Consider the following 24,646-nt stretch of genomic DNA (forward strand, 5'->3'; position numbering starts at 1 on the left):
TTTTGGCGCGGCTTCGATTCATTCCTTCGTTGACCGGACTTCCGCCAGCTTCTACCCGTTCCCATATCTGGCGATCGACCGGCATGGCTGCTGACCTCAGCGCCGATGCCGGGTACGATGTGATTGACGCGAGTCGGGAATGCTGCTGCCTTGCCGGGCGCGGCCGCCCGAAGCGTCGGGCGCAGCCCTACACGACACAGGACCGATCATGGCGACGGATCATATTCGATACGATGTGCTGGCGCGCGACGCGTTGCGCGGGGTGCTGCGCCGGGTGCTGAGCGACGCTGCCGCCCATGGACTCCCAGGCGAGCATCATTTCTTCATCACATTCGTGTCCAAGGCCGAGGGCGTGAAGCTGTCGCCGCGGCTGCTGGCGCAATATCCGGAGGAGATGACGATCATCCTGCAACACCAGTTCTGGGATCTGGTGGTTTCGGAGGATCGGTTCGAAGTCGGCCTGTCGTTCGGCGGCATCCCTGAGCGCCTCGTGGTGCCGTTCCACGCCATCAAGAGCTTCTTCGATCCGTCCGTACAATTCGGACTGCAGTTCGAGCCGTCGGAGGCGATTGCCGAGACGCCGGCCGCGCCGAAACTGCCGGCCGCGCCGGCGCCATCGGCCATTGCCGGTCCGTTGCCTGCGACGCCGGCCGAAGCCGGCGACGACAAGCCGCTGCCGCCGGCCACGCCAGGAGAAGGCGCCGAAGTCGTGCGTCTGGACCGTTTCCGCAAGAAGTAGGCGCATTCGCCCCGCGCGGAACGACGGTCGGATCACTAGATTGAAGCATGCTCGAACCGGTCGACGCCGGTTCGCAACCAATGACGGGCATGCTTCATGGCACATTCAGCTAGTTCATCATCGCACGGATCGACGCGCACGGAGACCGACAGCTTCGGCCCGATCGAGGTCGCCGCCGACCGCTATTGGGGCGCGCAGACCGAGCGCAGCCGGCAGAATTTCCGCATCGGCCACGACCGCATGCCGATCGGCATCGTGCGCGCGCTCGCGCTGGTGAAGATGGCCGCGGCCCAGACCAATCGCGAGCTCGGACTGCTCGAGCCGCGCATGGCGGACGCCATCGTCCAAGCGGCGCAGGAGGTCATCGACGGCAAGCTCGACGACCACTTTCCGCTGGTCGTCTGGCAGACCGGCTCGGGCACCCAGAGCAACATGAACCTCAACGAGGTGATCGCCAATCGCGCCAGCGAACTGCTCGGGGGCGAACGCGGGACCAAGAAGCCCGTACATCCGAACGATCACGTCAACATGAGCCAGTCGTCCAACGACTCCTTCCCCACCGCGATGCACATCGCCGCGGCACGGGCGATCTCGGGCCATCTGGTGCCGGCGCTGTCGGAGCTGCTGGCGGCGTTGCGCGCCAAGCAGGACGCGTTCGCGGACATCGTCAAGATCGGCCGCACCCACACCCAGGACGCCACGCCGCTCACGCTTGGCCAGGAGTTCTCCGGCTACGCCGCGCAGGTCGAGAGCGCGATCGCAAGAATCGAGACGGCGGCGCGAGATCTCTTGCCGCTGGCCCAAGGCGGCACCGCCGTGGGCACCGGCCTGAACGCGGATCCGAAATTCGCGAAGCTGTTCGCCAAGCATGTTGCCGACATCACCGGCTGGCCCTTCACCAGCGCCGCCAACAAATTCGAAGCGCTCGCGTCCAACGACGCCTATGTGTACGTACATGGCGCGCTCAACGCGGCGGCCACCGGCCTGTTCAAGATCGCGAACGACATCCGCTTTCTCGGATCGGGCCCCCGCTCGGGATTGGGGGAATTGATCCTGCCGGAGAACGAGCCCGGCTCCTCGATCATGCCGGGCAAGGTGAATCCGACGCAGTGCGAAGCACTCACGATGGTGTGCTGCCAGGTGTTCGGCAATCACACGGCGATCACCATGGCCGGCAGCCAGGGGCATTTCGAACTGAACGTCTACAAGCCATTGCTCGCACATTGCATGATGCAGTCCGTACAATTACTAGGTGATTCAGCGCGTTCATTCAGCGAACATTGCGTGACGGGAATTCGCGCCGACGAGAATCGGATTCGAGAGCTGATGCAGCGCTCGCTGATGCTGGTGACGGCGCTTGCGCCGAAGATCGGCTACGACAATGCGGCCAAGGTCGCCAAATCAGCGCATCAGCACGGCACGACGCTGAAAGAGGAAGCTTTAAGGCTCGGTTTCGTGTCTGAGGACGAATTCGACCGCCTCGTGCAACCCGAGAAGATGACGAGGCCCGGACGACCCTGACGGTAGTCCCGTAGTACTACGGGGGGTGATGCAATTCTCGCCGTTAACCCCTAAAGGATACTCTCGACTACAAGTTCTGCTGCGTTTGGTGAGTAAACAAATCCCGCTCGCAACGACGCGACTGGCCCTCGAACTATCAGGGAGCGATGACGTGATTGTCTGGAGAACGCCTGGGCTCATCCGCGCAATGCGCATGCTCTCGTCACGACGTTCGATGGCTTAGATGATTGGAGCAAGCATGGGTGATGTCATCAACTTGAAACGTTTCAGAAAGCGCGTGGAGCGCGATGAAGCAGCGAAGGTCGCCGAAAGCAACCGCGCTCGCTTCGGCAGGACGAAGTCCGAACGCGCAAATGACGCGCAACGCGACAAGCGCGCGAACGAATTACTCGATCAACATCGTATCAATGGCGAGGACGCGTGATGAAGTCGCCCGTCGTAAAACGTTCAATCGTGGTTGCTGGCCACAAGACCAGCGTCAGCCTCGAAGAGGCCTTCTGGAACGGCATGAAGGAGATTTCGGGTCTCCGTAACATGACCCTGTCCGAGCTGGTCGGAGAGATCGACAACAATCGCCAGCAGGGCAACCTGTCCTCGGCGATCCGGCTGTTCGTGCTCGACCACTTCAAGAGCCGCGCCGCAGCTTCTTCCGGCCTCGAGCCGAAGGCGGCGGTGGACGCCCGGCACACGGCAGCCGCCGCGGCTCCTTGAGGCAGATCAGACGGCGGTCCGCCCGGCCTGTTTAAAATCGCTCTAAGATGCAGCGGCATTTAACATGCCGCGCTTGACCTCTTGGCACGCGATTGAAAATACAGGCTATGAGCGAAATCTGCGATACAAGGCCGCCTCAGCCGCTCGGTCTCGCCCGGCGAGGCTATACCGGAACAATCCAGCATCTGGCTGCGGGCGGCGCGAGCTCGTCCCTGCCGGACGTCGAATTGGAGAGCCGGCTGATCGAACTGGGCTTCGTCGAGGGCGCCCGGGTCGAAATTCTGCATGAAGGGATCGTCGGGCGCGATCCGATCGCCGTGCGTGTCGACAACATCACCGTCGCGGTCCGCCGGCGCGAGGCCATGGCCGTCATCGTGGCATAGGCCGCGCGGAAAGCGTCGTCATGGAAAGCCCTCTGCTGCATCTGGCCCTGGTGGGTACGCCCAACAGCGGCAAGACCTCGCTGTTCAACGCGCTGACGGGAAGCCGCCAGAAGGTCGCGAACTATCCTGGGGTCACGGTCGAGCGCAAAGAGGGCGCATTCGTCACCCCGCAGGGCCGCCAGGTCTCGCTGGTCGACCTGCCCGGCACCTATTCCTTGCGCGGTCGCAGCCCTGACGAGGAAATCACCAGGGATTTCGTGCTGGGACGTGCCACCGGCGAGGTCCTGCCCGATCTGGTGTTGTGCGTCGCCGACTCCACCAACCTCAGGTTGACGATCCGGCTGCTGCTCGAGCTCAAGAGCACCGGCCGGCCGCTGGCGCTCGTGCTCAACATGTTCGACATCGCCAAGCGGCGCGGCGTCACGGTCGACGTCCCCGCCCTGTCGCTAGCGCTGGGCGTGCCGGTGGTGACGTCGATCGCCGTGCGGAAGGGCGGCACCGACGACCTGCTGCGGCTGACAGACGAGCTCCTCGCCCGGGCGGCCGCGGCCACCGGAGAGCGCGCCAACACCTGGCGTCCTCTCACGGTCCCGGAGCTGCGCGCCACCCAGCGCGAGGCCGACCGTATCATCGCGGAGACGGTCAGCTTGCCCGAGCGGCCCGATACCTGGACTGCCCGGATCGATGCCATCGCGCTGCATCCGGTCGGCGGTCTGCTGATCCTGCTGGCGATCCTGTTCGTGATGTTTCAGGGGGTGTTCGCCTGGGCCCAGCCGCTGATGCAGGTGTTGTCGGCGGCCTTCGATGCGCTCGGCCAGCTCGTTCACGACGAGCTTCCCGAAGGCCTGCTGCAGAGCTTCCTGCAGAACGGGGTGATCTCCGGCGTCGGCAGCGTCATCGTGTTCCTGCCGCAGATCATCATCATCTTCCTGTTCATCCTGCTCTTGGAAGATTTCGGCTACATGGCGCGCGCGGCGTTCCTGATGGACCGCATCATGGGCGGCGCCGGGCTGCATGGCCGGGCCTTCATCCCGCTGCTCTCGAGCTTTGCCTGCGCCATTCCCGGCATCATGGCGACGCGCGTGATCGACAACCGCCGCGACCGGCTCACCACGATCCTGATCGCGCCGCTGATGACCTGCTCGGCGCGGATCCCGGTCTATACGCTGATCATCTCGGCCTTCATCCCGCCGACCAAGGTGTGGGGCTTGGTCAACCTGCAGGGCCTGGTGATGTTCGGGCTCTACGCCGCCGGGATCATCAGCGCGCTGCTGGTGTCGTTCCTGGTGAAGTTCTTCCTGATGCGCGACTACCAGCCGGCGCCGTTCATGCTGGAGCTGCCGGACTACAAGATGCCGCGGTTGCGCAGCATCGCGATCGGCGTCTACACCCGCGCCAAGATGTTCTTGCAGCGCGCCGGCACCACGATCTTCGCGATGATGGTGCTGATCTGGTTCCTGGCGTCGTTCCCGCAGCCGCCGGAGGGCGCGACCGAGCCCGCGATCAATTACAGCCTCGCGGCGATGATCGGCCAGGCGATCGCCCCCCTGCTCTCGCCGGTCGGCTTCAACTGGCAGATCGCGGTGGCGCTGGTGCCCGGCATGGCCGCCCGCGAAGTCGCAGTCGCCGCGCTCGGCACCGTCTATGCGATCGAGGGCGGCAAGGAGGCCGCCGAGCAGATCGGACAGGTGCTGGCCAGCAAATGGAGCCTCGCCACAGCGCTGGCGCTGCTCGCCTGGTACATTTTCGCCCCGCAATGCGCCTCGACGCTCGCCGTCATCCGCCGAGAAACCGGCAGCTGGCGCTGGATGGCCGTCACCTTCTTCTACATGTTCGCGCTCGCCTATGCGGCCGCGTTCGCGACCTACCACATTGCGGTCGCGATGGGCGCGGGCTGAGCCCGCGCCCTCCGCGTCAGCGCACGGCGTCGACATGCAGCGCGAAGCCGCGCGCGTCCGGCGCGCCGAGCTCGGGACGAAGCTGCATCGACGGGATCAGATAGTCGCCGTGGTTCTGCCGCCGGTACGGGGTCGGCTGATCCGTGAACAGCGTCCGCATGCGCTCGCGCAGCCGCTCGGCGATCGCGGCGAAGCCGGCATCATCGAGCCGGTTGACCCGGTGCGCCACGAACGCCGGCAGCACGTCGAAGCCGGGATAGAACAGGATGCCGTGGTTGATCGGAAACAGGAGATCGTCGATCGGCCCGTTGATGCCGCGCGCCGAATAATGCTCCTCCCAGCCGCCGGTGGTCACGACCAGCATCGCGCGCTTGCCGGCAAACACACCCTCGCCATAGCGGTTGCCCCAGCGCTTGTCGCTGTGCTCGCCGACGCCATAGGTGAAGCCGTAGGAATACACCCGGTCGACCCAGCCCTTGAGGATCGCCGGCATCGTGAACCACCACAGCGGAAACTGCAGGACCATCGCGTCGGCCCAGAGCAGCTTGTCCTGCTCGGCCCTGACGTCCTCGGTCAAGGTGTGGGTCTTGAAGGCCTCGCCAGACGCGGTGGCGACGTTCAGAGGCCCGTCCGGAGGCAAGAGCGGGAAGTCGGCGCGGTCGGTGGCCGACTTCCAGCCCATCGCGTAGAGATCTGAGACCCGGATCTCGTGGCCCTGGGCCTTGAGCTCGGCGACGGCGACCTCGCGCAGGGCGCCGTTCAGCGAGCGGGGTTCGGGATGGGCGAAGACGAGCAGCACGTTCATGGCTTGGATCCTTTGCTGGAACAGCCGGAACATAGACGCGCGCCAATTTATCCACTATATGGCATATATCGATAACATTATGCTGTTTTATGGATAAATCAGACATCAGCCTCATCAACATGCGCAGCTTCGTCCGGGTCGCCGAGCGCGGCAACCTGTCGGCCGTGGCGCGCGAGCTCGAGCTGGGCCAGTCCACCATCTCGCGTCACCTTCAGGAATTGGAGGATGCGATCGGCGTGCCGCTGCTCAGCCGCACCACCCGGCGCGTCACCCTGACAGACGAAGGCAACCGCTACTACACGAACTGCGTCCAGATCCTGCGGCTTATCGAACAGGCCGGCGACGAGGCGCGCGGTGCGCGTGGCGCTGCCAGCGGCATCATCCGGATTTCCTGCACGGCGGCGTTCGGCATCCTGCATGTCGCGCGGCTGGTCTTCGCGTTTCAGGATCGCTATCCGGACATCGCGATCGATCTCAATTTGACCGACGAGCGCATCGACCTCGTGCGGGAGGGTGTCGACATCGCGCTGCGTCTCGCCCCGCTCACCGACAGTTCTCTGAAGCTGCGGTCGCTCGGCTACTCGCACCGGCTTCTTGTCGCCTCGCCGGACTATCTGGAGAAACGCGGCACGCCGCGCACGCCGCAGGAACTGATCGGGCATGACGGCATCCGCATGACCAACGTCGCGGGCAGCGAGTCGCTCGTCGTCATGGGACCCGATGAAGAACGCCATGAGGTGCCGTTCAGAGGCTGCTTCCGCACCAATCACGGACTCGCGGTTCGAGAGGCCGTGCTGTCCGGGCGCGGTATCGGCGGGAGCCACGCGTGGCTGGTCGACGATCTCATCGCGGCTGGCAGGCTGACGGTCATCCTGCCCGACCACCGTTTGCCATCGACTCCCCTCAACATGCTGATCGTCCCGGAGCGCGCCGGCATCGCGCGCGTGCGGCTGCTGATCGACTATCTCGCCGAGGAGATCGTCCGCCTGCCCGGCATCCGGCCCGAGCCCTGAGCTACAGCCGCGGCATCGCGTCCGGCCGCACCTCGCGGGCCTGCGCCGCCAGCCGGATCGCGGCATTGGCCGCACCGAAGCCCTGATAGTTGCGCCGCTGCACGATCTCGAAGAAGAAGCGCTCCTCGAAGATATGGGTGTAGACTTGGAAGAACTCGGCGTCGCCGTCGCGGTCGTACAGGATCTCGTTGGCACGGAGCGCTGCGATCGTCTCGGGCGCAAGATCATACTTGGCTTCGAGATCGTCGTAGTAGTTATCGGGAATGTCGAGGAAGCCGGCGCCGCGGGCGCGCATCTCGGCCACGGCTGCAAAAATGTCGTCGCAGGAGAACGCGATGTGCTGGACGCCGGAACCGAAGAACTCGGAGATGAAACGCGAGGACAAGGTGCGCGTCGCCGAGGAGCCGTTGAGGATGAAGCGCAGGCTGCGATCGCCGTTGACGATCGCCTGGCTCTGCACGAGGCCTCGGGGGTCGGCGATCTCCATCTGCGGCAGCCGCGAGAAGTCGATGATCCCGGCATAGAACAGCAGCCAGGACAGCATCTCTTCATACGGCATCGACTGGGCGATGTGATCGACCGCGACGAGACGGTCGGTGCTCCTGTCGCTGGCGACAGCTTCGAAATCGACGTCCCAGTGCCGCCCGTGCGTATCCAGGAAGTACAACAGGCTGCCGCCGACGCCGTGGATCGCCGGAATTTCCAGTTCCCCCGGCCCGACCGGCTGCGTGAAGGTGCGCGTCTTCAAGGACTGCGCCCGCGCCATGGCACGAGCGGCGCTGTCGACGTCCAGCGCCAACGCGCAGACGCCTGCCCCATGCGTGACGTAATGCGAATGCGCAAAGCTGGCCGGCTCGCAGTTGATCACCAGCTCGATTGCGCCCTGGGACCAGCGCTGCACCGCCTTGCTGCGATGACGCCCCGTCTTGCGGAAGCCAAGCTGCCCGAACAGTCTCGCCAGAGACTCCGCTTTGTCCTCGCTGACCGCGAATTCCACGAAGCCGATGCCGTGGCTCCTGACCCGAGGCTCGAAGCGCGGCTCCGGCTGGGCGGGCATCTTCCCGGCGAGGTCATCCTGCAACAGCAGCAGCGAGCGCATGCCGTCGAGCGCGGTGCGCGGCGCCGAGCCGGCGCGGAACTGATCGTTGAAGATCTCCAGCGACAGCGGCCCCGTATAGCCGGTCGCGGCCACCGCCTCCATGAACGCCCCGACCGGCAGATCGCCTTGCCCGGGAAAGCTGCGGAAATGCCGGCTCCAGGACAGCACATCCAGTTCGAGCTTCGGCGCATCGGCGAGTTGCACTAGGAAGATCTTGTCGGCGGGAATGGAGCGAATCGCGTTGGTCGGCAGCGCCGGTGCGAGCGCATGGAAACTGTCGAGGATGACGCCGATGGCTTTGTGATCGGCGCGGCGCACGATCTCCCAGGCATCGCGATAGTCATGCACGTGACGGCCCCAGGCCAGCGCCTCATAGCCGACGCGCAGACCCCGCTTCGCGGCGCGCTCGCCGAGCTCGTGGAAATCGGCGGCGGCGCGATCGATACCGCCGAGCGAGGCCGGCGATACGCTGCTGCAGATCAGCAGCAGATCCGTGCCCAGCTCCTGCATCAGGTCGAACTTGCGCTCGGCGCGGATGAAGTTGCGCGCGCGCTGCGGCTCCGGCATGCCCTCGAAATCGCGGAACGGCTGATAGGCGCAGATCGCAAGGCCGAGGTCGCGGCACATCTGCCCGATCTCGCGCGGCCGCATCCCGAACGCGACCAGATCGTTCTCGAAGATCTCGACCGTATCGAAGCCGGCGGCAGCGATCGCCTTGAGCTTCTCGTCGAGCGCGCCAGAGATGGAGACCGTTGCGATCGAGCGCTGGTTCATGCCGCCGTCTCCTCCATCGCGCCGCCCAGGAACAGTTGGCCGATGCGCGGATCGGCCAGCACGCGATCGGCCTTGTCGATGATGCGGGTACGGCCGAGCTCGAGCACGATGCCGTAGTCGGAGATCTCCAGCGCCGAGCGCGCATTCTGCTCGATCAGGAGCACCGAGACGCCGCGGTCGCGCAATTGTTTCAGCATGTCGAAGGTCTGCTGCACCATCAAGGGCGACAGGCCAATCGAGGGCTCGTCGATCAGCACCAGCTGCGGCTCGAGAAGCAGCCCGCGCGCGATCTCGAGCTGCTTCTGCTCGCCGCCCGACAGGGTCGAGGCCTGACGATCCGCCTTCTTGCGCAGCACCGGAAAGACGTCGAGCGCCGCCTCGACGCGGGCGGTCAGATCGAGATCGCGCGAAGCGGCGACGCCGCCAAGCTCGATGTTGTGACGCACCGACAGCTCACCGAAGATGTTGCGGCCCTGCGGGATGTAGCAGATGCCGGCGCCGAGCAGCGCGCGCTGGCTCAAGCCGGTGACGTCGCGGCCCTTGAAGACCACCTTGCCTTCGCGCAGCTTGAGCAGGCCGAAGATCGCCTTGAACACGGTCGACTTGCCGGCGCCGTTCGGACCGATGACGGTGGTGATCGAGCCCGCCGGCACCGAGAAGGTCGTGCCGTTGAGGATCGTCATCTTGCCGTAGCCGCCGACGAGGTTCTGGACATCGAGAATGGGATCGCTCATCGCCGGCTCCCTCAGTGTCCGAGATAGGCTTCGATCACGGCCGGGTTGGCCCTGATCTCGTCGGGTTTGCCGATCGCAAGCACCTTGCCTTCCGCCATCACCATCACGCGGGAGCACAGCGACATCACAAACTCCATGTTGTGCTCGATCACCACGAAGGTGGCGCGGCGCTCGCGATTGATCGCGATCAGCCGCTCCTTGAGGTCGCCCAGCATGGTCGGGTTGACGCCGCCGGCCGGCTCGTCGAGCAGCACCAGCCGCGGGCCGCCCATGAACGCCATGGCCGCATCGAGCAGCTTCTGCTGGCCGTAGGAGAGGCCGCCCGCCGGCTCGTTGGCAAGATGCTCCAGCTTGAAGAAGCCGATCATCTGATCGGCCGTCTCGGTGAGTCCCGCATCCGACGGACCGAGCAGGCGCGACAGCATGCTGCCACGATGCTCCTGCCCGGCAAGGATCAGATTGTCGCGCACCGACAGTTTGGGAAACACCTGCAGCAGCTGGAAGGTGCGGCTGACGCCGAGGCGATTGAGGTCCGACGGACGCTGTCCAGTAACGAGCTTGCCATCGACCCTCACCTCGCCCGCGCTCGGCACCAGCTGGCCAAGGATGCAGTTGAACAGGGTCGACTTGCCGCAGCCGTTGGGACCGATCAGGCCGAGGATCTCGCCCTCCTGCACGTCGAAGCTGACGCCGTTGACGGCGGTGATGCCGCCGAAGCTCTTCTTGACGTCGCGGACGTCGAGAACTGCTGTCATTGCGCGGCCTCCAGCTTGGATTGAGCCGCCGCTCGCAGCGCGGATGCCGCCTGAGTCCGGCGTGAGCTGAGATAGCGGTCGAGAATGCCGAGGATGCCGCTCGGCGAATAGATCAGCAGCACGATGACCGCGGCCGCGTAGAGCATCAGGTAATAGCCTTCGGCAAAGCGCAGCCACTCCGGCAGCAGCACCGCGATCATGGCTCCGAGGAACGGCCCGAGCATGAAGCCGGCGCCGCCGACGATCACCATCATCAAGAGATCGAGCGAGAGCTGCAGGTTGAACGGCACGGGATCGACATATTGCGTCAGCGGCGCATAGAGCACGCCGGCGATGCCGCCGAGCACGGAGCCGATTGCGAACGCCATCAGCGTGTAGCGCCTGGTGTCGATGCCGAGCGACTGCGCTCGGATCGGGTTCTCGCGCAGCGCCATGAAGGCGCGGCCCCAGGGCGAGCGGATCAGCCACCACATCGCCAGCGTCACCAGACCGAGCGAGCCGAGGCAGAGGTAATAGAACGGCAATGGCTTGCGGGTCGGAAAGCCGAAGATTTCCGGGCGCGGAATGTTGCTGATGCCGTAGATGCCGTTGGTGAGCCAGCTCTCGTTGCGAAACACCAGGAACGCCAAGGTCGAGAAGGCGAGCGTGACAAAGGCGAGATAGTGGTGCTGCACGCGCAGCGCCGGATAGCCCAAGAGCCAGCCGACGGCGAAGCAGATCACGATGACGAGCCCTAGCGCGGCGATCAGTGGCCAGCCATGCGTAGTCAGGATCGCGGCCCCGTAGGCGCCGATGCCGACGAACGCGCCCTGGGCCAGCGACACCTGTCCGGCATAACCGAGCGTGAGGTTGAGCCCCATGGCCGCAATGGTCATGACCGCCCACTGGCTCAGAATATACAGGCCGTAGCGGTTGAAGTTCATCGGGATGATGATCAGACCCGCGATGATGACGAGACCGAGCGCGGCGAGAAGCAGTTTGCTGTGCTTGCTCATACCGTACGCTCCTCGGCGCGTCCGAGCAGGCCCTGCGGCCGGAACAGGATGACAAGGATCAGCAGCACCATCGGAACGGCGGCGCGATACTGAGTGGAGACGTAGGCGGCGGCGAGGTTGTCGACGACGCCGATCAGGAGACCGCCGGCAATGGCGCCGCGCACCTGGTTGAAGCCGCCAACGATCGCGGCGATGAACGCCGCTTGCCCGAGCACCTCGCCGCTGGAAAACTTCGCGAGATAGATCGGCGTGATCAGCAGCGAGGCCAGCGCGACCAGCACGGCATTGATCAGGAAGGTCAGGAGGATCATACGCTCGACGGGCACGCCGATGATGCGCGCCACCGTGGGATTCTGCGCGGCCGCCTGCATCTGATGGCCGAGCGAGGTGCGGTTCAACAGCGTGGTCAATCCGACGACCGCGAGGATCGCGACTGCGAGCACGCCGAGGCTCTGCAGCGAAATCGCCCGGCCCAGGACGGTGACGTCACCTACCGGCACGATCGAAGGGAAAGGCGAGGCCTCGGCGCTGAAGAACTGCTTCACCGCCTCCTTGATCCCGACCGCCAGCGCCATGGTGGCGATCGCCAGCGGCAGCACGCCATGCCGCAGCATCGGATCGACCAGCAGCATCTTGAAGGCGAGACCGAGCAGCAGTGCCGACAACAGGATGCCGACGAGAACCGCGAGCCAGAACGGCGCGCCGAGATGCATCACCGCGAGCATCAGGAAGGCCGGCAGCATCACGAACTCGCCCTGGGCGAAGTTGATGGTCTGCGAGGTCTGCCACAGCAAGGTGAAGCCGACGGCAACGAGCGCGTAGATGGCGCCGGTGGCGAGACCCGCCACGATCAGGTCGAGCAGATTGGACATCGTTTCCCCCTAAGCCTTTGGGTGACGGCGGCACTGGCGTCCCCTCCGGCGCCGCCGGTCGACCGTTGTCCTCAGTTGAGCTTCGGCAGCACCTGCTTCACGACCTGCTTGCCTTCGACCACCTCGACCAGGAAGCCCTGGCGATCGATGTCGCCGTTCTGGTCGAACGTGACATCCATCAGGATATTCGGCTCGGTCGAGGTCTTGATGGTCAGGCCGTGCAGCGTGTCGGCGAAGGCCTTGGAATCCACCTTGCCCATCTTCTCGGTCGTGGCCTTGACCATGTAGATCGCGAGATAGCCCTTGAGGCCGTTGTGATCCGGCACGTAGTTGTACTTCTTCACGAAGCGGTCGCGGAACGCCTTGATGGCCTCGATCGGTGCGTCGGTGGTGAGACCGACATGGCCGCGGGCGCCGTTGGCGGCATCGCCGGCGAGCTCGATCACCTTCTGGCCGACCAGCGTGGTCTCGCCGATCAGCGGCGCGGTCACGCCCTGGCGCTTGATCTCCTTGAGGATGCGCGCGCTCTCTTCCTCGTTGACATAGATGAAGACCGCATCCGGCGCCGCCGCCTTGATCTTGCTGACGTCGGCGGCGAAGTCGGCCTGGCCGGCTTCGGTCGAGAGGTCGGCCGCGACCTTGATGCCGAGACGGTTGAACTCCTTGGTGATGACGTCGCGACCGCCGCGGCCGAAATCATTGTTGACCCAGACCACCGCGACCGACTTCGCCTTCAGCTCATCGTTGATGTACTTCGCGACCTTCGGCATCGACGATTGCTGGCCGAACGAGGTGCGGAACAGGAACTTGTTGCCGGCCTGCGTGAGCTCGGCCGCTTCGCCGCCCATGATCTGGGTGATGCCGGCCTCGGCCGCCAGCGGCGCCGTCACCTTCACCGAGCCGGAATAACCGGGCCCGAGCAGCACGTAGGGCTCGCCATCGAGCGCCTTCTGCACCTGCGCACGCGCAACGCCGGGGTTCGACTGCGAGTCGGCATGGCTGACCTCGATCTTGCGGCCGAGGATGCCGCCCTTGGCGTTAACCTCCTCGACGGCGAGGTCGATGCCGTTCTTCCAGTTGTTGCCGACGGTCGCGCCGCCGCCGGAGAGCTCGGCGACATTGGCGATCTTGATGGGGGCGCCGGATTGCGCGAAGGCGGCTCCGGACAGCAGCACGGCTGAGCACAGGCCAGCCAGGGTGATCGATCTCACGTTGTTTCCTCCTCTGCTTTAAACGCTTGTTTGCGTTTCTTGCTTGAACGACTAGTCCGGCGCGTATTGGCCGGTTTGCTCAGGCGGCGTCAACCGCCGGATATCTCTCCGCCATGTGGTTGTCGAACGCCGCCCCCATCGCCTCGGTCGACGGTGCGAGACCGGTGAACAGCTCGAACGCGTCGGCGGCCTGGTAGATCGCAAGCTCGCGGCCGAGCAGAACGCGCGCGCCCTTGGCCTTGGCGGCTTTCAGCAGCGGCGTCCACAGCGGCGAATAGACGGCATCGGCGACCCAGAGATCGGCACGCAGCAATTGATCTGGCACCGGCGTACCGCGGTTCGGCAGCATCCCGATCGGCGTGCCGTTGACGACGCCCGCTGCCCCCTGCAGCGCCGCTTCGACGCTGTCGACCACCGTATACGCTCTGCCCGCCGGCAACAGGCTCGCGAGCTTTTCGGCACGGGCGCGCTCGGTGTCGTAGATGCGAAGGCCTGCGACGCCGAGGTTCGCAAGTGCGAAGGCGATTGCCTTGCCCACCCCGCCGGCTCCGACCAGCGCCACCGCACCCTGGTTGGTCTGCGCCGCCAGCGGCGCCACCGCGCGCTCGAAGCCGGTGGTATCGGTATTGTGGCCGATCAGCCGGCCATCGCGCACGACGACGGTATTGACGGCGCCCATAGCCGCCGCCTTCGGCGCGAGTTCGTCGAGCAGTTCGACCACAGCTTCCTTGTAGGGATAGGTCACATTGACCCCGGCAAAGCCGAGCCGGCGCACGCCTTCAAGCAGCGTCGCCAGACCCGCGCGATCGGCACCGGCCACCTCGATCAGCTGGTAATGGCAGCGGACGCCGAGCGCCGCCGCAGCATATTCGTGCATCGCGGGAGACGCCGAATGCGCGATCGGCGCACCGATCAAGCCGGTTAGGAATTTGCGGGCTTTGAGCGCGGAAAGATCGGGCACGTTCGCTTTTGTCTCTTGCTGCTGTGACGTGCGAGCGTCGCACGCGCGGATTTCGATGCAGACGATAGCGCGTTCGCTCGCTAACACAATTACTCAAATATCGGCTGAACCTAACATCATGTTATTTTTTGCCGCCGCCGGATTTCGCCGGTTTGGCCACCTGACGTCGGCCGGGCTCCAGCGCGCGCATCTCCGCGCGCAGGCAGTCGATGAAGTGTTCGGCGTAGAGCGACAGCGGCGTGCCGCGCTTGACGGCGATGTAGGTGTCGAACCGCGTGGGCTCGGCAATCTTGATCAACTCGATGCCGGGATAGCCGCCATGCGCGACCGTAAACTGGTCGATCACCGCAATGCCGAGCCCGGCCTTCACCAGCGCGCAGACCGTGGTGCCGAAGCGCGCCTTGATCGAGATGATGTAGCTGAGTTTGTTGCGCGCGAAGATCTCCGCCATGATCCGGCCGTAGGGGTCGTTGGGATCGATGCCGATCAGCGGATAGCGCGTCATCTCGGCAGCCGACACCTGCTTGCGGCCGGCGAGCTCGTGTCCCGGCGGCACGATGCAGAACAATTCGCCTGAGGCCAGCGGCAGGAATTCGAGCCCGGAATGATCGAGTCGGTAGCTCATCGCCACGCACTCGCCCTTGCCCAGCATCAGATAGTCGATCGCTTCCTCGATCTTGAGAATGTTGATGTCGATGCCGAGATCGGGATAGCGGCGGCGGACGCGCTCGATCGCGCGCGGCACCATCACCTGGGAAATGCTGGGCACCGAGCCGACGCGCAGTTCCGACAGCGCGCCGCGGCCGATGTTGGAGATGATGTAGCTGAGATCGTCGACCTTCTCGTAGACGCTGTTGATCTGCTCGAAGATGTTCTGCGCCTCGGGGGTCGGGAAATAGCGGCCGTTCTGGCGCTGGAAGAAACGGATGCCGAGCGAGCGCTCGGTGTATTTCACCAGACGGCTGACGCCCGGTGCCGACACCTTCAGCAGGCGCGCGGCGCCGTTGATGGTGCCCGTCACCATGACCGCGCGGATGACCTCGACCTGTCGCAACGTCATCATCGGCGCGGTCCCCGCACGCCGTCAGCCGGCATCATGGACTGCCCGGCGGCGTCAGCACGACCGGCGGACGCGGCACGGGCCTGGGGCGCGGCGGCAGCGCACCCGGCGCGGGCTTGATCTCGACCGGCGGCGGCAAGGGCGCGACCTGCGGCTGGCTCGATGCCACCGGTGCCGCCGGCTGAGGCGCGGGAGCGGAGAGCGGCGGGGTCAGCGGCGGCACGACGGCGCGGGGACCGCCGAGCTTGGCGCGCGGCTCACGCCGCGGATCACGCCCGGGCAGCGGCACGTCGGCCGCGCTCGGCGCGGCCGGGCCAGCCTCGGGTACACCGGGCAGCGACGCGGTGGACGACGGATAGGCCGGCGGCACCTCGCCGCGCGCGATCGCATCCAGACGCCGCGTTTCGCGATCGATCGCACGCACCGCGAGCCACGACGACAGCGAGGTGACGTCGACCGCGCGCGTCAGCGCCCCGGACGTGCCGATCACGAACAGCTGGATCTCGGGACGGCTGTTGGCGTTGCCGACGGTGTTCGCGCTCAGGCTGGCGCGAATGTCGGCCTGGTCGGCAGGAATGTCGAAGCCACCGGACACGACGGCGCGGGCGCCCTGCGCTTCGAGCGTGGTGGCGCCGACACGCAGCCGGCCATCGCGGATGATGAAGGGGATCTGAGCAGACGCGACCGGCAACGTCCCCGATGTCAGCACCGGCTCGATCACCTGCCGCAACTTGCCGTCGTCGCTCACCTGGCCTGCGTCGGCCGCGCGCAACGCCGCATCGAACGCCCGCGGGTCGAGATTGGGGAGCGCCGCATTGTCGAGCGTCACCGTGCCATTGCCCGAGAGCGCGTTGACCAGTGCCTGCACGCTGCGCCCTTCGGCGGCGAGCGTCATCTGCGCCGAAACCTTGCCGGCCGGCATCTTCAGGCTGTGATAGCGCAGCGCGTTGCCGTCGATGCCGGCGAGCTCGACGCGGCCGTTCAGGACGAGACCATTCGCGTTGGAGCGCGCATCGACGGTCGCGGTGACGTCGCCGCCGCCGAGCTTGCCCTTGACGTTCTCGATGGTCAGCGACTGGCCGTCGCTCTTGATGGCGCCACCCAGCGGACGCAGATCCGTGCCGTTCAGAATGGCGCCGCTGAGGGCCTGGAACGAGACCCGCCCGCGCCATCCCTTCAAGAGACCTGCGCCGAGAGGCTCGGCCTGCTCACGCCCGGCTGCGCCGACCAGCACCGAGAACACTTGCGGCACGTCGAGCGCGTCCAGCCCGAGCTCACCATCGATCTGCTTGTCCTCGTCGAGCACCAGGGCGAGCCGGCCGCGCAGCCGCGATCCACCGACCGTGCTGTCGATGTCGTCGAGCGTCACGCGATTGTTGGAAAGACCGAGACGGCAGAACAGGCGGATGTTCTGCGCCGCCGGATCCTGCGGCTTCAATCCGAACAACGGCGACAGATTGGCGCTGCGCAGGCGCAGATTGACGTTGGCCTTGGCGGTGTCCCCCCAGGGATCGACGGAGCCTTGCGCATCGCCATCGAGCCCGGCGCCGGACAGCTTCGCATTCACCCGCAGCGGCGTGCGCCAGCTGCCGGTCACGCTGGCGTCGAACTGGGCCGGACCGTTGCCGGCCGCCGCGACGCGATCGAGCCCGAGCAGCGCCAGCACGACATTGCCCTGCTCGGCCGCGACGCGGCTCTCGATCCCAAGCTCGGTTCGATCGATCGCGTCGACCTCGAAGCTGCGCAGCGCCGCCGCCGACGGTTTGGCCGTCAGCGTCGCCGAGCCCTTGAGTTGCGGCGCATCGAGATCGAGCACCGCCTTGGCCTGGCTGCGGTCGGCATTGGCAGGATCCTTGGCGAGATCGAGCGTGAGCTTCAACCGGGCAGCGCCGGCAGGCGTGCCGAGTGCATCGAAGCGCGCGGCGATCTGCGGCGCGAACGGCTGCACCAGCGCCGTGATCTCCTTGAGCGAGCCGGCCATCGAGGTCACGACCAGCCGCCCGGTCGCGTCGGCGCGATCGAAACGGCCGGAGCCCTCGCTCGTCACGCCGCCGCTCTGGCCAAACTTGATCTGGTCGATGGCGATGGTCTTGGGATCGTAGGAAAAGCGCGCGGTGAGCGGACGCAGCTCCTGGCCGCTGAGCTTGGCGCGGCCGACGTCGAGCGCCACGGTGGCCTCGGCGGGCCACTCGCCGGTGACGCCGACCAGCGACCGGGTCACGGCCATCGCCGCGTCGAGGTCGAGCCGGTCGCCCTTCAGCACCGCTTCGAAACGCGAGCCCGGCCCGGCCGACCGGTTGACGAGAGCGACGCGTCCATCGACGGAGCCGCCGTCGATATCGGCCTTGAGGCTGTCGATCGCGATCCGCTCCGGCGCCACGTTGAGGTCGCCGCGCAGCCGCAGCGGACGCTGGGCGCGGTAGCTGCTGTCGCTGCGGCCCTGCAGCCAGGCCACCAGCGTATCGGGCTCCGACGATTCGAGATCGAGCGCGCCGGTGAAGCCCGATGTCACCGAGGTCGAGATGCCGATGGTCCGGAAGGTCAGCCGCGTCGAACCGGGCGCGCGCAGATCGACCTTCTCGAGGCTCCATGCCGACGGCTCGTTGTGCAGGTCGGCGGTGAAGTTCTGCACCGGGCGGCCGGAGAGCATGATCTGCTCGGTCGCGAACTGCACGTTGGCCGGCATCGGCAAGGTCGGCAGTTGTGCAATCCAGTTGCGCAGCGCCGGCAGCACCAGCGCGGGCGCAATCGCCCGCCGGTCCTTGACGTCGTCACCGCCGGCCAGGAGCTTGTCGGCATCGAGCTGGCGTGCGGACAGTGAGGCTTTCAGCACGGGGGCGGCGCCGAAACGGACGTCGCCGCTGCCCGCGAATTTCAGTGAGCGATCCTCCTGGCCGAAGCTGACCTCGATCTGGTCGAGCTTGGCCGTCGCCTGGTCGCCGACGATCTTGGTGGCGATGCGCCAAGGCGTCGCGCCGGCCTGGTTCAGCGGACGGGTCTTGGCCTGTTGGACCTGCTTTGCGGACGGCTCCTTCGCAGACTGGGCGGGCTTGTCGTTGTCGGCGCCCTGCTCTTTCGGGGGCGACGACAGCGTCAGCGCGCCTTCGAACTTCGGCGAGCGGTTGGGAAAGCTGATGAGGCCTTCGATGTCGGCCATCACGGGACGCTCGCCCGGGTCGATGTTGAGGTGGACGCGCAGGCCGTTGGAGTCCTTGTCCTGGCTCGACGACACCCGGAACGGGTAGCGGCCGCCGCGGATCGACACGGCGCCGTCGCCGCGCAGGGAGCCAGCCAGCGAGCGCACGTCGCCGGAGAAGACGATGTCGGTCAGCTCCAGCGTCGAGCGGCTGGCTGCGTCGTGCAGGGCGACGCGGCCGGTGAGATTGAACCGGTCGATCGCGAGCGCGGCCAGATTGAAGCGGCCGGAGGCAGCCGGCAGGTCGACCAGGCCCTTGGCATCGAGGCCGAGATCGGCGGCCATGCCGCCGATGGTGAGTTCGTTCGCCCGCCATTCCCCGCGCATCAGATCGCCAAGGCTGAACTCGACGTCAAGCTTGTCGGCGCGCAGCTTGCCGAGGTGGTTGGCGCCGCCGAACGTGACCTGGCGCAGCCTTAAGGTCGGCGTCGGTAACAGCCGTGCATCCAGCGCACCGGCGACCCGCACGGGCACACCGATGACCTGGCTCGCCTCGGCCTCGAACTGCGGCCGGAACTGGTTCCAGTCGACGAAGTACGGGCCGATCAGCGCAGCAAGGAGCGCAAGGATGAAGGCAATCGCCAAGCCGAGCAGGGTCGTCTGCACGGGGTCTCCCTCGAAGGACAACGCTCCGGTGTCCCAACCTTAAAACCAATGCGGCCGCGGCCCACTGGCATCGATACCGGAGCGCTGCATCATATAGGATTAAGTATGGCGAAGTCACAGCGCTGTCGGTCTTTCCGGGGGCGTTGCACAACTCCGTTAACGAAGATGGTTACCAGTGGGCCGGCAGCCGCTTGAGGCCGCGCAGCACGAAGGTCGGCCGCCATTCCGGGTTGTCCGGATCGTCCAGCTTCAGCTCCGGCAGCCGCCGCAGCAGGGTTCCGATCGCGATCTCGGCCTCGATCCGGGCAAGCTGCGCGCCCAGGCAATGGTGGATGCCGCCGCCGAACGACAGCGGCTTCACGTTTGGCCTGGTGATATCGAGCTGTTCCGGATTGTCCGGATACACGGCGGGATCGCGGTTGGCCGAGCCGAGCAGGCACAGCACGCTCTCGCCCGCAGGAATCCGCCGGCCGCCGAGATCCTCGATATCCTCGAGCGCGACCCGCCCGGTGAGCTGCACCGAGGAATCGTAGCGCAGGAACTCCTCGATCGCGTTGGTGATCAGCTCCGGCCGCGCCTTCAAGAGCGCCAGCTGCTCCGGGTTGCGGTGCAGTGCCAGCAGGCCGTTGCCGATCAGGTTGACCGTGGTCTCGTGCCCCGCGCCGAACAGCAGGATGATGTTGGCGGTGAGCTCCTCATGGCTGAGCTTGGCGCCATCCTCCTCGGCCTGCAGCAGCTGCGTCGTCAGATCGTCGCCGGGATGTTTCCGGCGCAACTCGAACAGGTGCTGGAAATACGCCTTGGACACGGCGTTGCCGGCATTGCCCTCGGCGATCTCGGCCTTCGACAGCGGCACCGGCTCGAGTAGTCGGCCGCCCTCGCGCGAGCTCTTGTAGAACGCCTCGCGATGCTCCTCGGGAATGCCGAGCATGTCGCAGATCACGGTGACGGGCAGCTTGAACGCGAAGTCCTCGATCAGGTCCATCCGGCCCTGCGGGATCACCTGATCGAGCGTGCGGTCGACGATCTCCTGGATGCGCGGCCGCATGTCCTCGACGCGCCGCGCGGTGAACGCCTTCACGACCAGGCCGCGCAACCGGGTGTGGTCCGGCGGGTCCTGCTGCAGCATCCAATGCCGCATGCTCTGGAACACCGGCTCCTGCATGATGTCGGGACCGTAGCGCCGGATCGAACGCGCGACGAAGTCCTTGCCGAAGCGCTTGTCGCGCAGCACCAGGCTCGATTCCGCGTGCCGGCTGGCGAGGAACGCGCCGAACGGCGTCACATGCATCGGATCGTTGTCGCGCAGTTGCGCATAGAAGGGATAGGGGTCGCGGATGAACTCCGGCGACAGCGGATTGAACAGCGGCGCAGCCTTGGCGGCCTGGACATGCTCGTTCATGTGGTCCCTCCCTTGGATTGGCCGATTAGCTCACGGCCGCGCGGCGATGGCAAGTCGGCCGGATCACACATCACGCCGTGGCCCCTGCCGTCCTTAACCTGTGCAATTGGCCGGCGACGAGGCGGACCCTGCGGGGTGCCGCGATCCAGATCGCCGCCGCCGAGACGAAGGCGCCGAGGAAGGCGATCACGAAGCCCGGCGTGTAGCTCAGGGTGTAGTCATAGAGCACGCCGGTCACCCACGGCCCTGCTGCGCCGCCGCACAGCCCGATCAGCATCAGCGTTCCGAAGATGCTGCCGAAATGCGCGCCCTGGAATATTTCCAGCGCGACCGCGCCCATCACCGAGGTCAGGCCGTAACCAAGCGCGCCCTGCGTCGCCACCATGACGTAGATCAGCACCAGCGACGGCGCGGCCTTGAGCGCGATCAGCGCGGCGAAGCAGATCGCGAAGCCGAGACAGCCTAATCCCCACACCGCCTCGCGCCCCAGACGATCCGACAAATGGCCGAGCGCGATCTGGCCGGGAATCCCGAGCAGGCTGACGGCCCCGAGCGCCCACACCGCGACGCTCGAGCTGAAGCCGATCTCGAGCAGGTATTTCGTCTGGTGCACCTGCACCGCGTACCAGACGTAGAGCCCGAAGAAATAGCCGAGCGCGAGCCACCAGAACCGGCCCGTGCGCAGCGCGCGCGACAACGTCCAGTCGGTGCCGGCCCAGGCGGCATCGACGATGTTGGAGACCGGCTTGGCCGCATTGGCGAGCGGCGCGACGTCGCCGTCGGGACGCAGGCCGATCTCCTCCGGCTTCTTGCGCAGCAGCAGATTGATCGGCGCCAGCACGACCAGCACGACGATGCCCATCGCGGTGCAGGCCGTCCGCCAGTTGGTCTGCGCGATCATATGCTGCACCCACGGCAACAGCGTCATCGAGCCGATGCCGACGCCGGCAAAGGCGATGCCGATCGCCAGCCCGCGGCGGCGGATGAACCAGTTCGGCAGGAACAGCGACTGGCCGGAATAGCCGAGGCAGACGCTGCCGGCGCCGACCATCACGCCGATGGTGATGTAGAGATGCCAGGGCTGCGAAGTCAGCGGCGCCAGCAACAGGCCGCCGGCCATCAGCGCGACGCCGAGTTCCATGACGGCCCGCGGGCCGGTGCGATCCATCAGCCGTCCGATCAGCGGACTGACGATTCCGGAGGCAACGAAGCCGAACGAGAACGCGCCGGCGGTGACGCCGCGGTCCCAGCCGAATTCGGCGAGGATCGGCGGATAGAACAGCGAGAACGCCGTGCGTGCATTGACGCCGACGGCCATCGTCACGAAGGTCACGGCGACGATGACCCAGCCATAATAGAACGGCAGGCGCATTGTTGTTTCACTCCCTGGTGCATCCTTCGCATCATCTGCATGCGGAGGGGTCAAGGATTTTCTACGCCGCGCCATCCCGTGTCAGTTACCTCCGAGGTCATGTGTGCGGCGCACAGATTGGAGGCAGCTCCTCTCCGCCGTCATTGCGAGCGCAGCGGCGCAACGAAGCAATCCAGACTCGTGCCGCGGAGAGATTCTGGATTGCTTCGCTGCGCTCGCAATGACGATTGTGGCGATAGCTTGAATCCGTCGATCGAACGCGCATCTATAATTCCGCGGCATGACATGCCCGGGCTGTGCAACGTCCGTTCACCCTCAATCAGGAGGGCGCAGGGAAGGCCGGGTGCTGGCCGCGCCCGTGGCCCGCCTGCTCAAAAAAATGCAGGCGGCAGGTACCACAGGTTCAGCCGAGATCACCCGGCCCTCCCTGCGCGATGGTCTTCACGCTTATATGCAGGCTTCCTGGCGCTCGGCTTGTTGGCCGCCATGCGCGACAACGCGTTTCACGCGTTGCGCGGTGATACCAGCGTCGAGGTATCAGAACCCTGCAACTTCACGTCCGCAAGAGCATCGTTCGTCCGCACATCGAAAAGGACATGCTGCGAGTTCTCGCGGCCACCGCTCCCCGCCTCGCGTGTCGTGACGATCGCGCGCAACGCCCCTCCGCAAGTGAGGCGGGATGCGCGGAAGGATCGCGGTGATTTGCCCGACGACACAAGCGAAATCACCTGCGACATAGTAACCCGACGGGCAGGCAACGCTCCGCCATCGCTCGTGATTAGTAGAAGACGTCAGCCAATATCGAGATTTCGGGTTCAAGGCGAGCGGCCATCCCCCCGGAATGACGGCGGCTTGGACATTGCAGAACTAATGAGTTCAGCGGCTCACGCCGCTGCCCTCGCCTCGTCGACGCCATGGAACGCATAGACATCCATGCGCAGCACGCCGTAATTGGCGCTGTTGTGCAGGCGCTCGACGCGCCCGCCCTCGCCGGCCGCGCCCATCGCTGCGAACAGCGGCAGGAAGTGCTCGTCGGTCGGATGGTTGTCGCGCGCATGCGGAGCGAGACGGCGGTAGTCGACGAGATCGTCGACGCGGCCTTCGATCGCGGCGTTGTGCACCCAGTCGGCGAAGTCGACCACCCAGGACGGCGCGGGGTCGTCGATGTCGAGCCGGCGCTTGCGGAATTCGCCGAGATTGTGGGTGAAGCTGCCGCTGCCGATGATCAGCACGCCTTCCTCGCGCAAAGGCGCCAGCGCGCGGCCGAGTTCGAGATGATGCCTTGGACCGCGCTCGGTCTGGATCGAGAGTTGCAGCACCGGAATGTCGGCTTGCGGATACATCAGCAGCAGCGGCACCCAGGCGCCGTGATCGAGGCCGCGCGCGCGGTCGATGCCGACCGGCAGGCCGGCCGCCTGCAACCGCGCCGCCACGGCGTGCGCGAGATCGGGCGCGCCCGGCGCGGGATAGCGCAACTGATAGAGCTCACGCGGAAAGCCATAGAAATCGTGGATCGTCTCGTTGGCAGCGACCGCATTGACGGTGGGGATGTCGGTCTCCCAATGCGCCGAGATCACCAGGATCGCCTTCGGCCGCGGCAGGCTGTGGCCGAGACCGACGAGGAAGTCGCGGGCGGCCGAATCCGTGAGCGGCAGCATCGGCGAGCCGTGCGACAGGAAGATGCTGGGCAGGGTCATGTCATGGCTCCTGGTTCAATTGGTATCTCAGGTGGCGCCCCAAACTACAACTGTCGTCCCGGGCAAGCCCGAGCGTCGCATCGCGACGTTCGGGCGCCGACCCGGACCCATACCGCGTGATGTCGCGGCTGGAACAGACTGGTCGTCTCACCTGCCCCAAATAGCGCCCTGCGGTTATGGATCCCCGCGTTCGCGGGGATGACATCGAGATTGGGGCGATGGGCAACCGCCCCTCACCATCAATGCGCGCTGCGGAGCTGGCCGCCGGCAAGGCTACTCCGAAGGCCGCCGAGGGCGTAGGCGCCGTCGCCGAGCAGGGCCTGGACCACCAGGGTCACCGCCCAGAACGCCGGATACTCCCAGCCGCCCTTCGGATTGTTGAAGAAGAACCCCGCGGAGCCATGGACGGTGAAGATGGCGCCGAGCAGGATCGGCACGGCGGCGAGCGCCACCCAGCGGGTGTAGACGCCGAGGATCAGCGCGATGCCGGCGAGGATCTCGGCCGTGATGACGAGGTAGGCGAGCTCGGGCGGCAGGCCGATGCTGCCGAAGAATTTTGCAGTGCCGGCCGGGCTGAACACGAACAGCTTGAGGCTGGCATGGGCCAGGAACAAGCCACCCAGCGTCAGGCGAAGCAGCAGGGCGGCGTAGGGTGCAGTGCGCGAATCGATCATCTCGGGCTCCCAATGGATAGTGCCGAGACATAGATCATTCCCTGGGAGACGATAATCTGGCCGCCAGGAAAGACAGCTCAAACCATTGAGGTGAGGTGGCAGGCGGTTCGTCGTGGACGTACCGCCTTACGCACCGACGCCACGGCGCCTCGAATGCCGACGCCCCGT

At 66.0% G+C, this 24,646-nt stretch carries 22 protein-coding genes; 7 read left to right on the top strand and 15 right to left on the bottom strand.

The features are described 5' to 3' along the window. The first annotated feature begins 208 nt into the window (after positions 1 to 208). The 6 genes from QX132_RS13255 to feoB all read left to right on the top strand — a co-directional run bounded on the left by QX132_RS13255 (position 209) and on the right by feoB (position 5,252). Complete coding sequence (locus tag QX132_RS13255; RefSeq protein WP_315778714.1) at positions 209 to 739, top strand: SspB family protein; 531 nt, start codon at positions 209 to 211, stop codon at positions 737 to 739. Between the two features lie 96 nt (positions 740 to 835). Then, on the top strand, positions 836 to 2,260 hold the full coding sequence (fumC, locus tag QX132_RS13260) for a class II fumarate hydratase (RefSeq protein WP_315778716.1): 1,425 nt from the start codon (positions 836 to 838) through the stop codon (positions 2,258 to 2,260). 238 nt (positions 2,261 to 2,498) lie between these two features. Continuing rightward, positions 2,499 to 2,684, top strand: a complete 186-nt coding sequence (locus tag QX132_RS13265) for a DUF4169 family protein (RefSeq protein ID WP_315736863.1) — start codon at positions 2,499 to 2,501, stop codon at positions 2,682 to 2,684. Continuing rightward, positions 2,684 to 2,971, top strand: a complete 288-nt coding sequence (locus tag QX132_RS13270; RefSeq protein WP_315736862.1) for a ribbon-helix-helix domain-containing protein — start codon at positions 2,684 to 2,686, stop codon at positions 2,969 to 2,971. Before QX132_RS13265 ends, QX132_RS13270 begins: the two co-directional genes overlap by 1 nt. Before the next feature lie 107 nt (positions 2,972 to 3,078). Further along, positions 3,079 to 3,354 carry a ferrous iron transport protein A gene (locus tag QX132_RS13275; protein WP_315713372.1) on the top strand — a complete coding sequence of 92 codons (276 nt, stop codon included), beginning with the start codon at positions 3,079 to 3,081 and terminating at the stop codon, positions 3,352 to 3,354. A gap of 20 nt (positions 3,355 to 3,374) precedes the next feature. Next, positions 3,375 to 5,252 carry a ferrous iron transport protein B gene (feoB, locus tag QX132_RS13280; protein ID WP_315736861.1) on the top strand — a complete coding sequence of 626 codons (1,878 nt, stop codon included), beginning with the start codon at positions 3,375 to 3,377 and terminating at the stop codon, positions 5,250 to 5,252. Positions 5,253 to 5,268: 16 nt separating this feature from the next. Here feoB and QX132_RS13285 read toward each other — a convergent pair whose 3' ends face one another. After that, positions 5,269 to 6,057, bottom strand: coding sequence for an NAD(P)H-dependent oxidoreductase (locus QX132_RS13285; RefSeq protein ID WP_316161445.1), 789 nt, complete (start codon positions 6,055 to 6,057; stop codon positions 5,269 to 5,271). An 89-nt stretch (positions 6,058 to 6,146) separates the two neighbouring features. Here QX132_RS13285 and QX132_RS13290 point away from each other — a divergent pair, with 89 nt between their 5' ends. Continuing rightward, positions 6,147 to 7,070: a LysR family transcriptional regulator gene (locus QX132_RS13290; protein ID WP_316161447.1), complete on the top strand. Its 924-nt coding sequence runs from the start codon at positions 6,147 to 6,149 to the stop codon at positions 7,068 to 7,070. Between the two features lies 1 nt (position 7,071). Here the strand turns inward: QX132_RS13290 and QX132_RS13295 are convergent, their stop codons facing one another. From QX132_RS13295 to QX132_RS13360, 14 genes are all read right to left on the bottom strand, one after another. Next, on the bottom strand, positions 7,072 to 8,943 hold the full coding sequence (locus QX132_RS13295) for a bifunctional sugar phosphate isomerase/epimerase/4-hydroxyphenylpyruvate dioxygenase family protein (RefSeq protein ID WP_315778720.1): 1,872 nt from the start codon (positions 8,941 to 8,943) through the stop codon (positions 7,072 to 7,074). Further along, positions 8,940 to 9,677 (bottom strand): ABC transporter ATP-binding protein, encoded by a 738-nt coding sequence (locus QX132_RS13300; RefSeq protein ID WP_315778722.1) that lies wholly within the window; start codon positions 9,675 to 9,677, stop codon positions 8,940 to 8,942. The genes QX132_RS13295 and QX132_RS13300 overlap by 4 nt, the downstream gene beginning before the upstream one ends. 11 nt (positions 9,678 to 9,688) lie before the next feature. Then, the gene (locus tag QX132_RS13305; protein ID WP_231320008.1) at positions 9,689 to 10,432 is read right to left on the bottom strand and encodes an ABC transporter ATP-binding protein; all 744 of its coding nucleotides are present in this window, start codon (positions 10,430 to 10,432) and stop codon (positions 9,689 to 9,691) included. Next, entirely contained in the window at positions 10,429 to 11,427 is a 999-nt protein-coding gene (locus QX132_RS13310) for a branched-chain amino acid ABC transporter permease (RefSeq protein WP_315811301.1), read from the bottom strand. The genes QX132_RS13305 and QX132_RS13310 overlap by 4 nt, the downstream gene beginning before the upstream one ends. Beyond that, positions 11,424 to 12,299, bottom strand: coding sequence for a branched-chain amino acid ABC transporter permease (locus QX132_RS13315; RefSeq protein ID WP_315755128.1), 876 nt, complete (start codon positions 12,297 to 12,299; stop codon positions 11,424 to 11,426). Before QX132_RS13315 ends, QX132_RS13310 begins: the two co-directional genes overlap by 4 nt. A gap of 71 nt (positions 12,300 to 12,370) precedes the next feature. Beyond that, positions 12,371 to 13,510, bottom strand: a complete 1,140-nt coding sequence (locus tag QX132_RS13320; RefSeq protein ID WP_316161453.1) for an ABC transporter substrate-binding protein — start codon at positions 13,508 to 13,510, stop codon at positions 12,371 to 12,373. A 79-nt stretch (positions 13,511 to 13,589) separates the two neighbouring features. Further along, positions 13,590 to 14,471 carry a shikimate dehydrogenase gene (locus QX132_RS13325; protein WP_315778727.1) on the bottom strand — a complete coding sequence of 294 codons (882 nt, stop codon included), beginning with the start codon at positions 14,469 to 14,471 and terminating at the stop codon, positions 13,590 to 13,592. Between the two features lie 121 nt (positions 14,472 to 14,592). Next, positions 14,593 to 15,534, bottom strand: a complete 942-nt coding sequence (locus tag QX132_RS13330; protein ID WP_315778728.1) for a LysR family transcriptional regulator — start codon at positions 15,532 to 15,534, stop codon at positions 14,593 to 14,595. Positions 15,535 to 15,565: 31 nt separating this feature from the next. Beyond that, positions 15,566 to 19,333, bottom strand: coding sequence for an AsmA-like C-terminal region-containing protein (locus QX132_RS13335; protein ID WP_316161455.1), 3,768 nt, complete (start codon positions 19,331 to 19,333; stop codon positions 15,566 to 15,568). 169 nt (positions 19,334 to 19,502) lie between these two features. Further along, positions 19,503 to 20,735 (bottom strand): cytochrome P450, encoded by a 1,233-nt coding sequence (locus QX132_RS13340; RefSeq protein ID WP_315796327.1) that lies wholly within the window; start codon positions 20,733 to 20,735, stop codon positions 19,503 to 19,505. A gap of 70 nt (positions 20,736 to 20,805) precedes the next feature. Next, positions 20,806 to 22,107, bottom strand: coding sequence for an MFS transporter (locus QX132_RS13345; protein WP_315778736.1), 1,302 nt, complete (start codon positions 22,105 to 22,107; stop codon positions 20,806 to 20,808). A 503-nt stretch (positions 22,108 to 22,610) separates the two neighbouring features. After that, positions 22,611 to 22,763, bottom strand: a complete 153-nt coding sequence (locus QX132_RS13350; RefSeq protein ID WP_315771425.1) for a hypothetical protein — start codon at positions 22,761 to 22,763, stop codon at positions 22,611 to 22,613. A 228-nt stretch (positions 22,764 to 22,991) separates the two neighbouring features. Beyond that, entirely contained in the window at positions 22,992 to 23,804 is an 813-nt protein-coding gene (locus QX132_RS13355) for a class III extradiol ring-cleavage dioxygenase (RefSeq protein ID WP_315736845.1), read from the bottom strand. A 239-nt stretch (positions 23,805 to 24,043) separates the two neighbouring features. Further along, entirely contained in the window at positions 24,044 to 24,478 is a 435-nt protein-coding gene (locus QX132_RS13360) for a DoxX family protein (protein WP_315736844.1), read from the bottom strand. Positions 24,479 to 24,646: the final 168 nt, after the last annotated feature.

The organism is Bradyrhizobium sp. SZCCHNRI20481, from assembly GCF_032485055.1.
GTDB lineage: Bacteria > Pseudomonadota > Alphaproteobacteria > Rhizobiales > Xanthobacteraceae > Bradyrhizobium.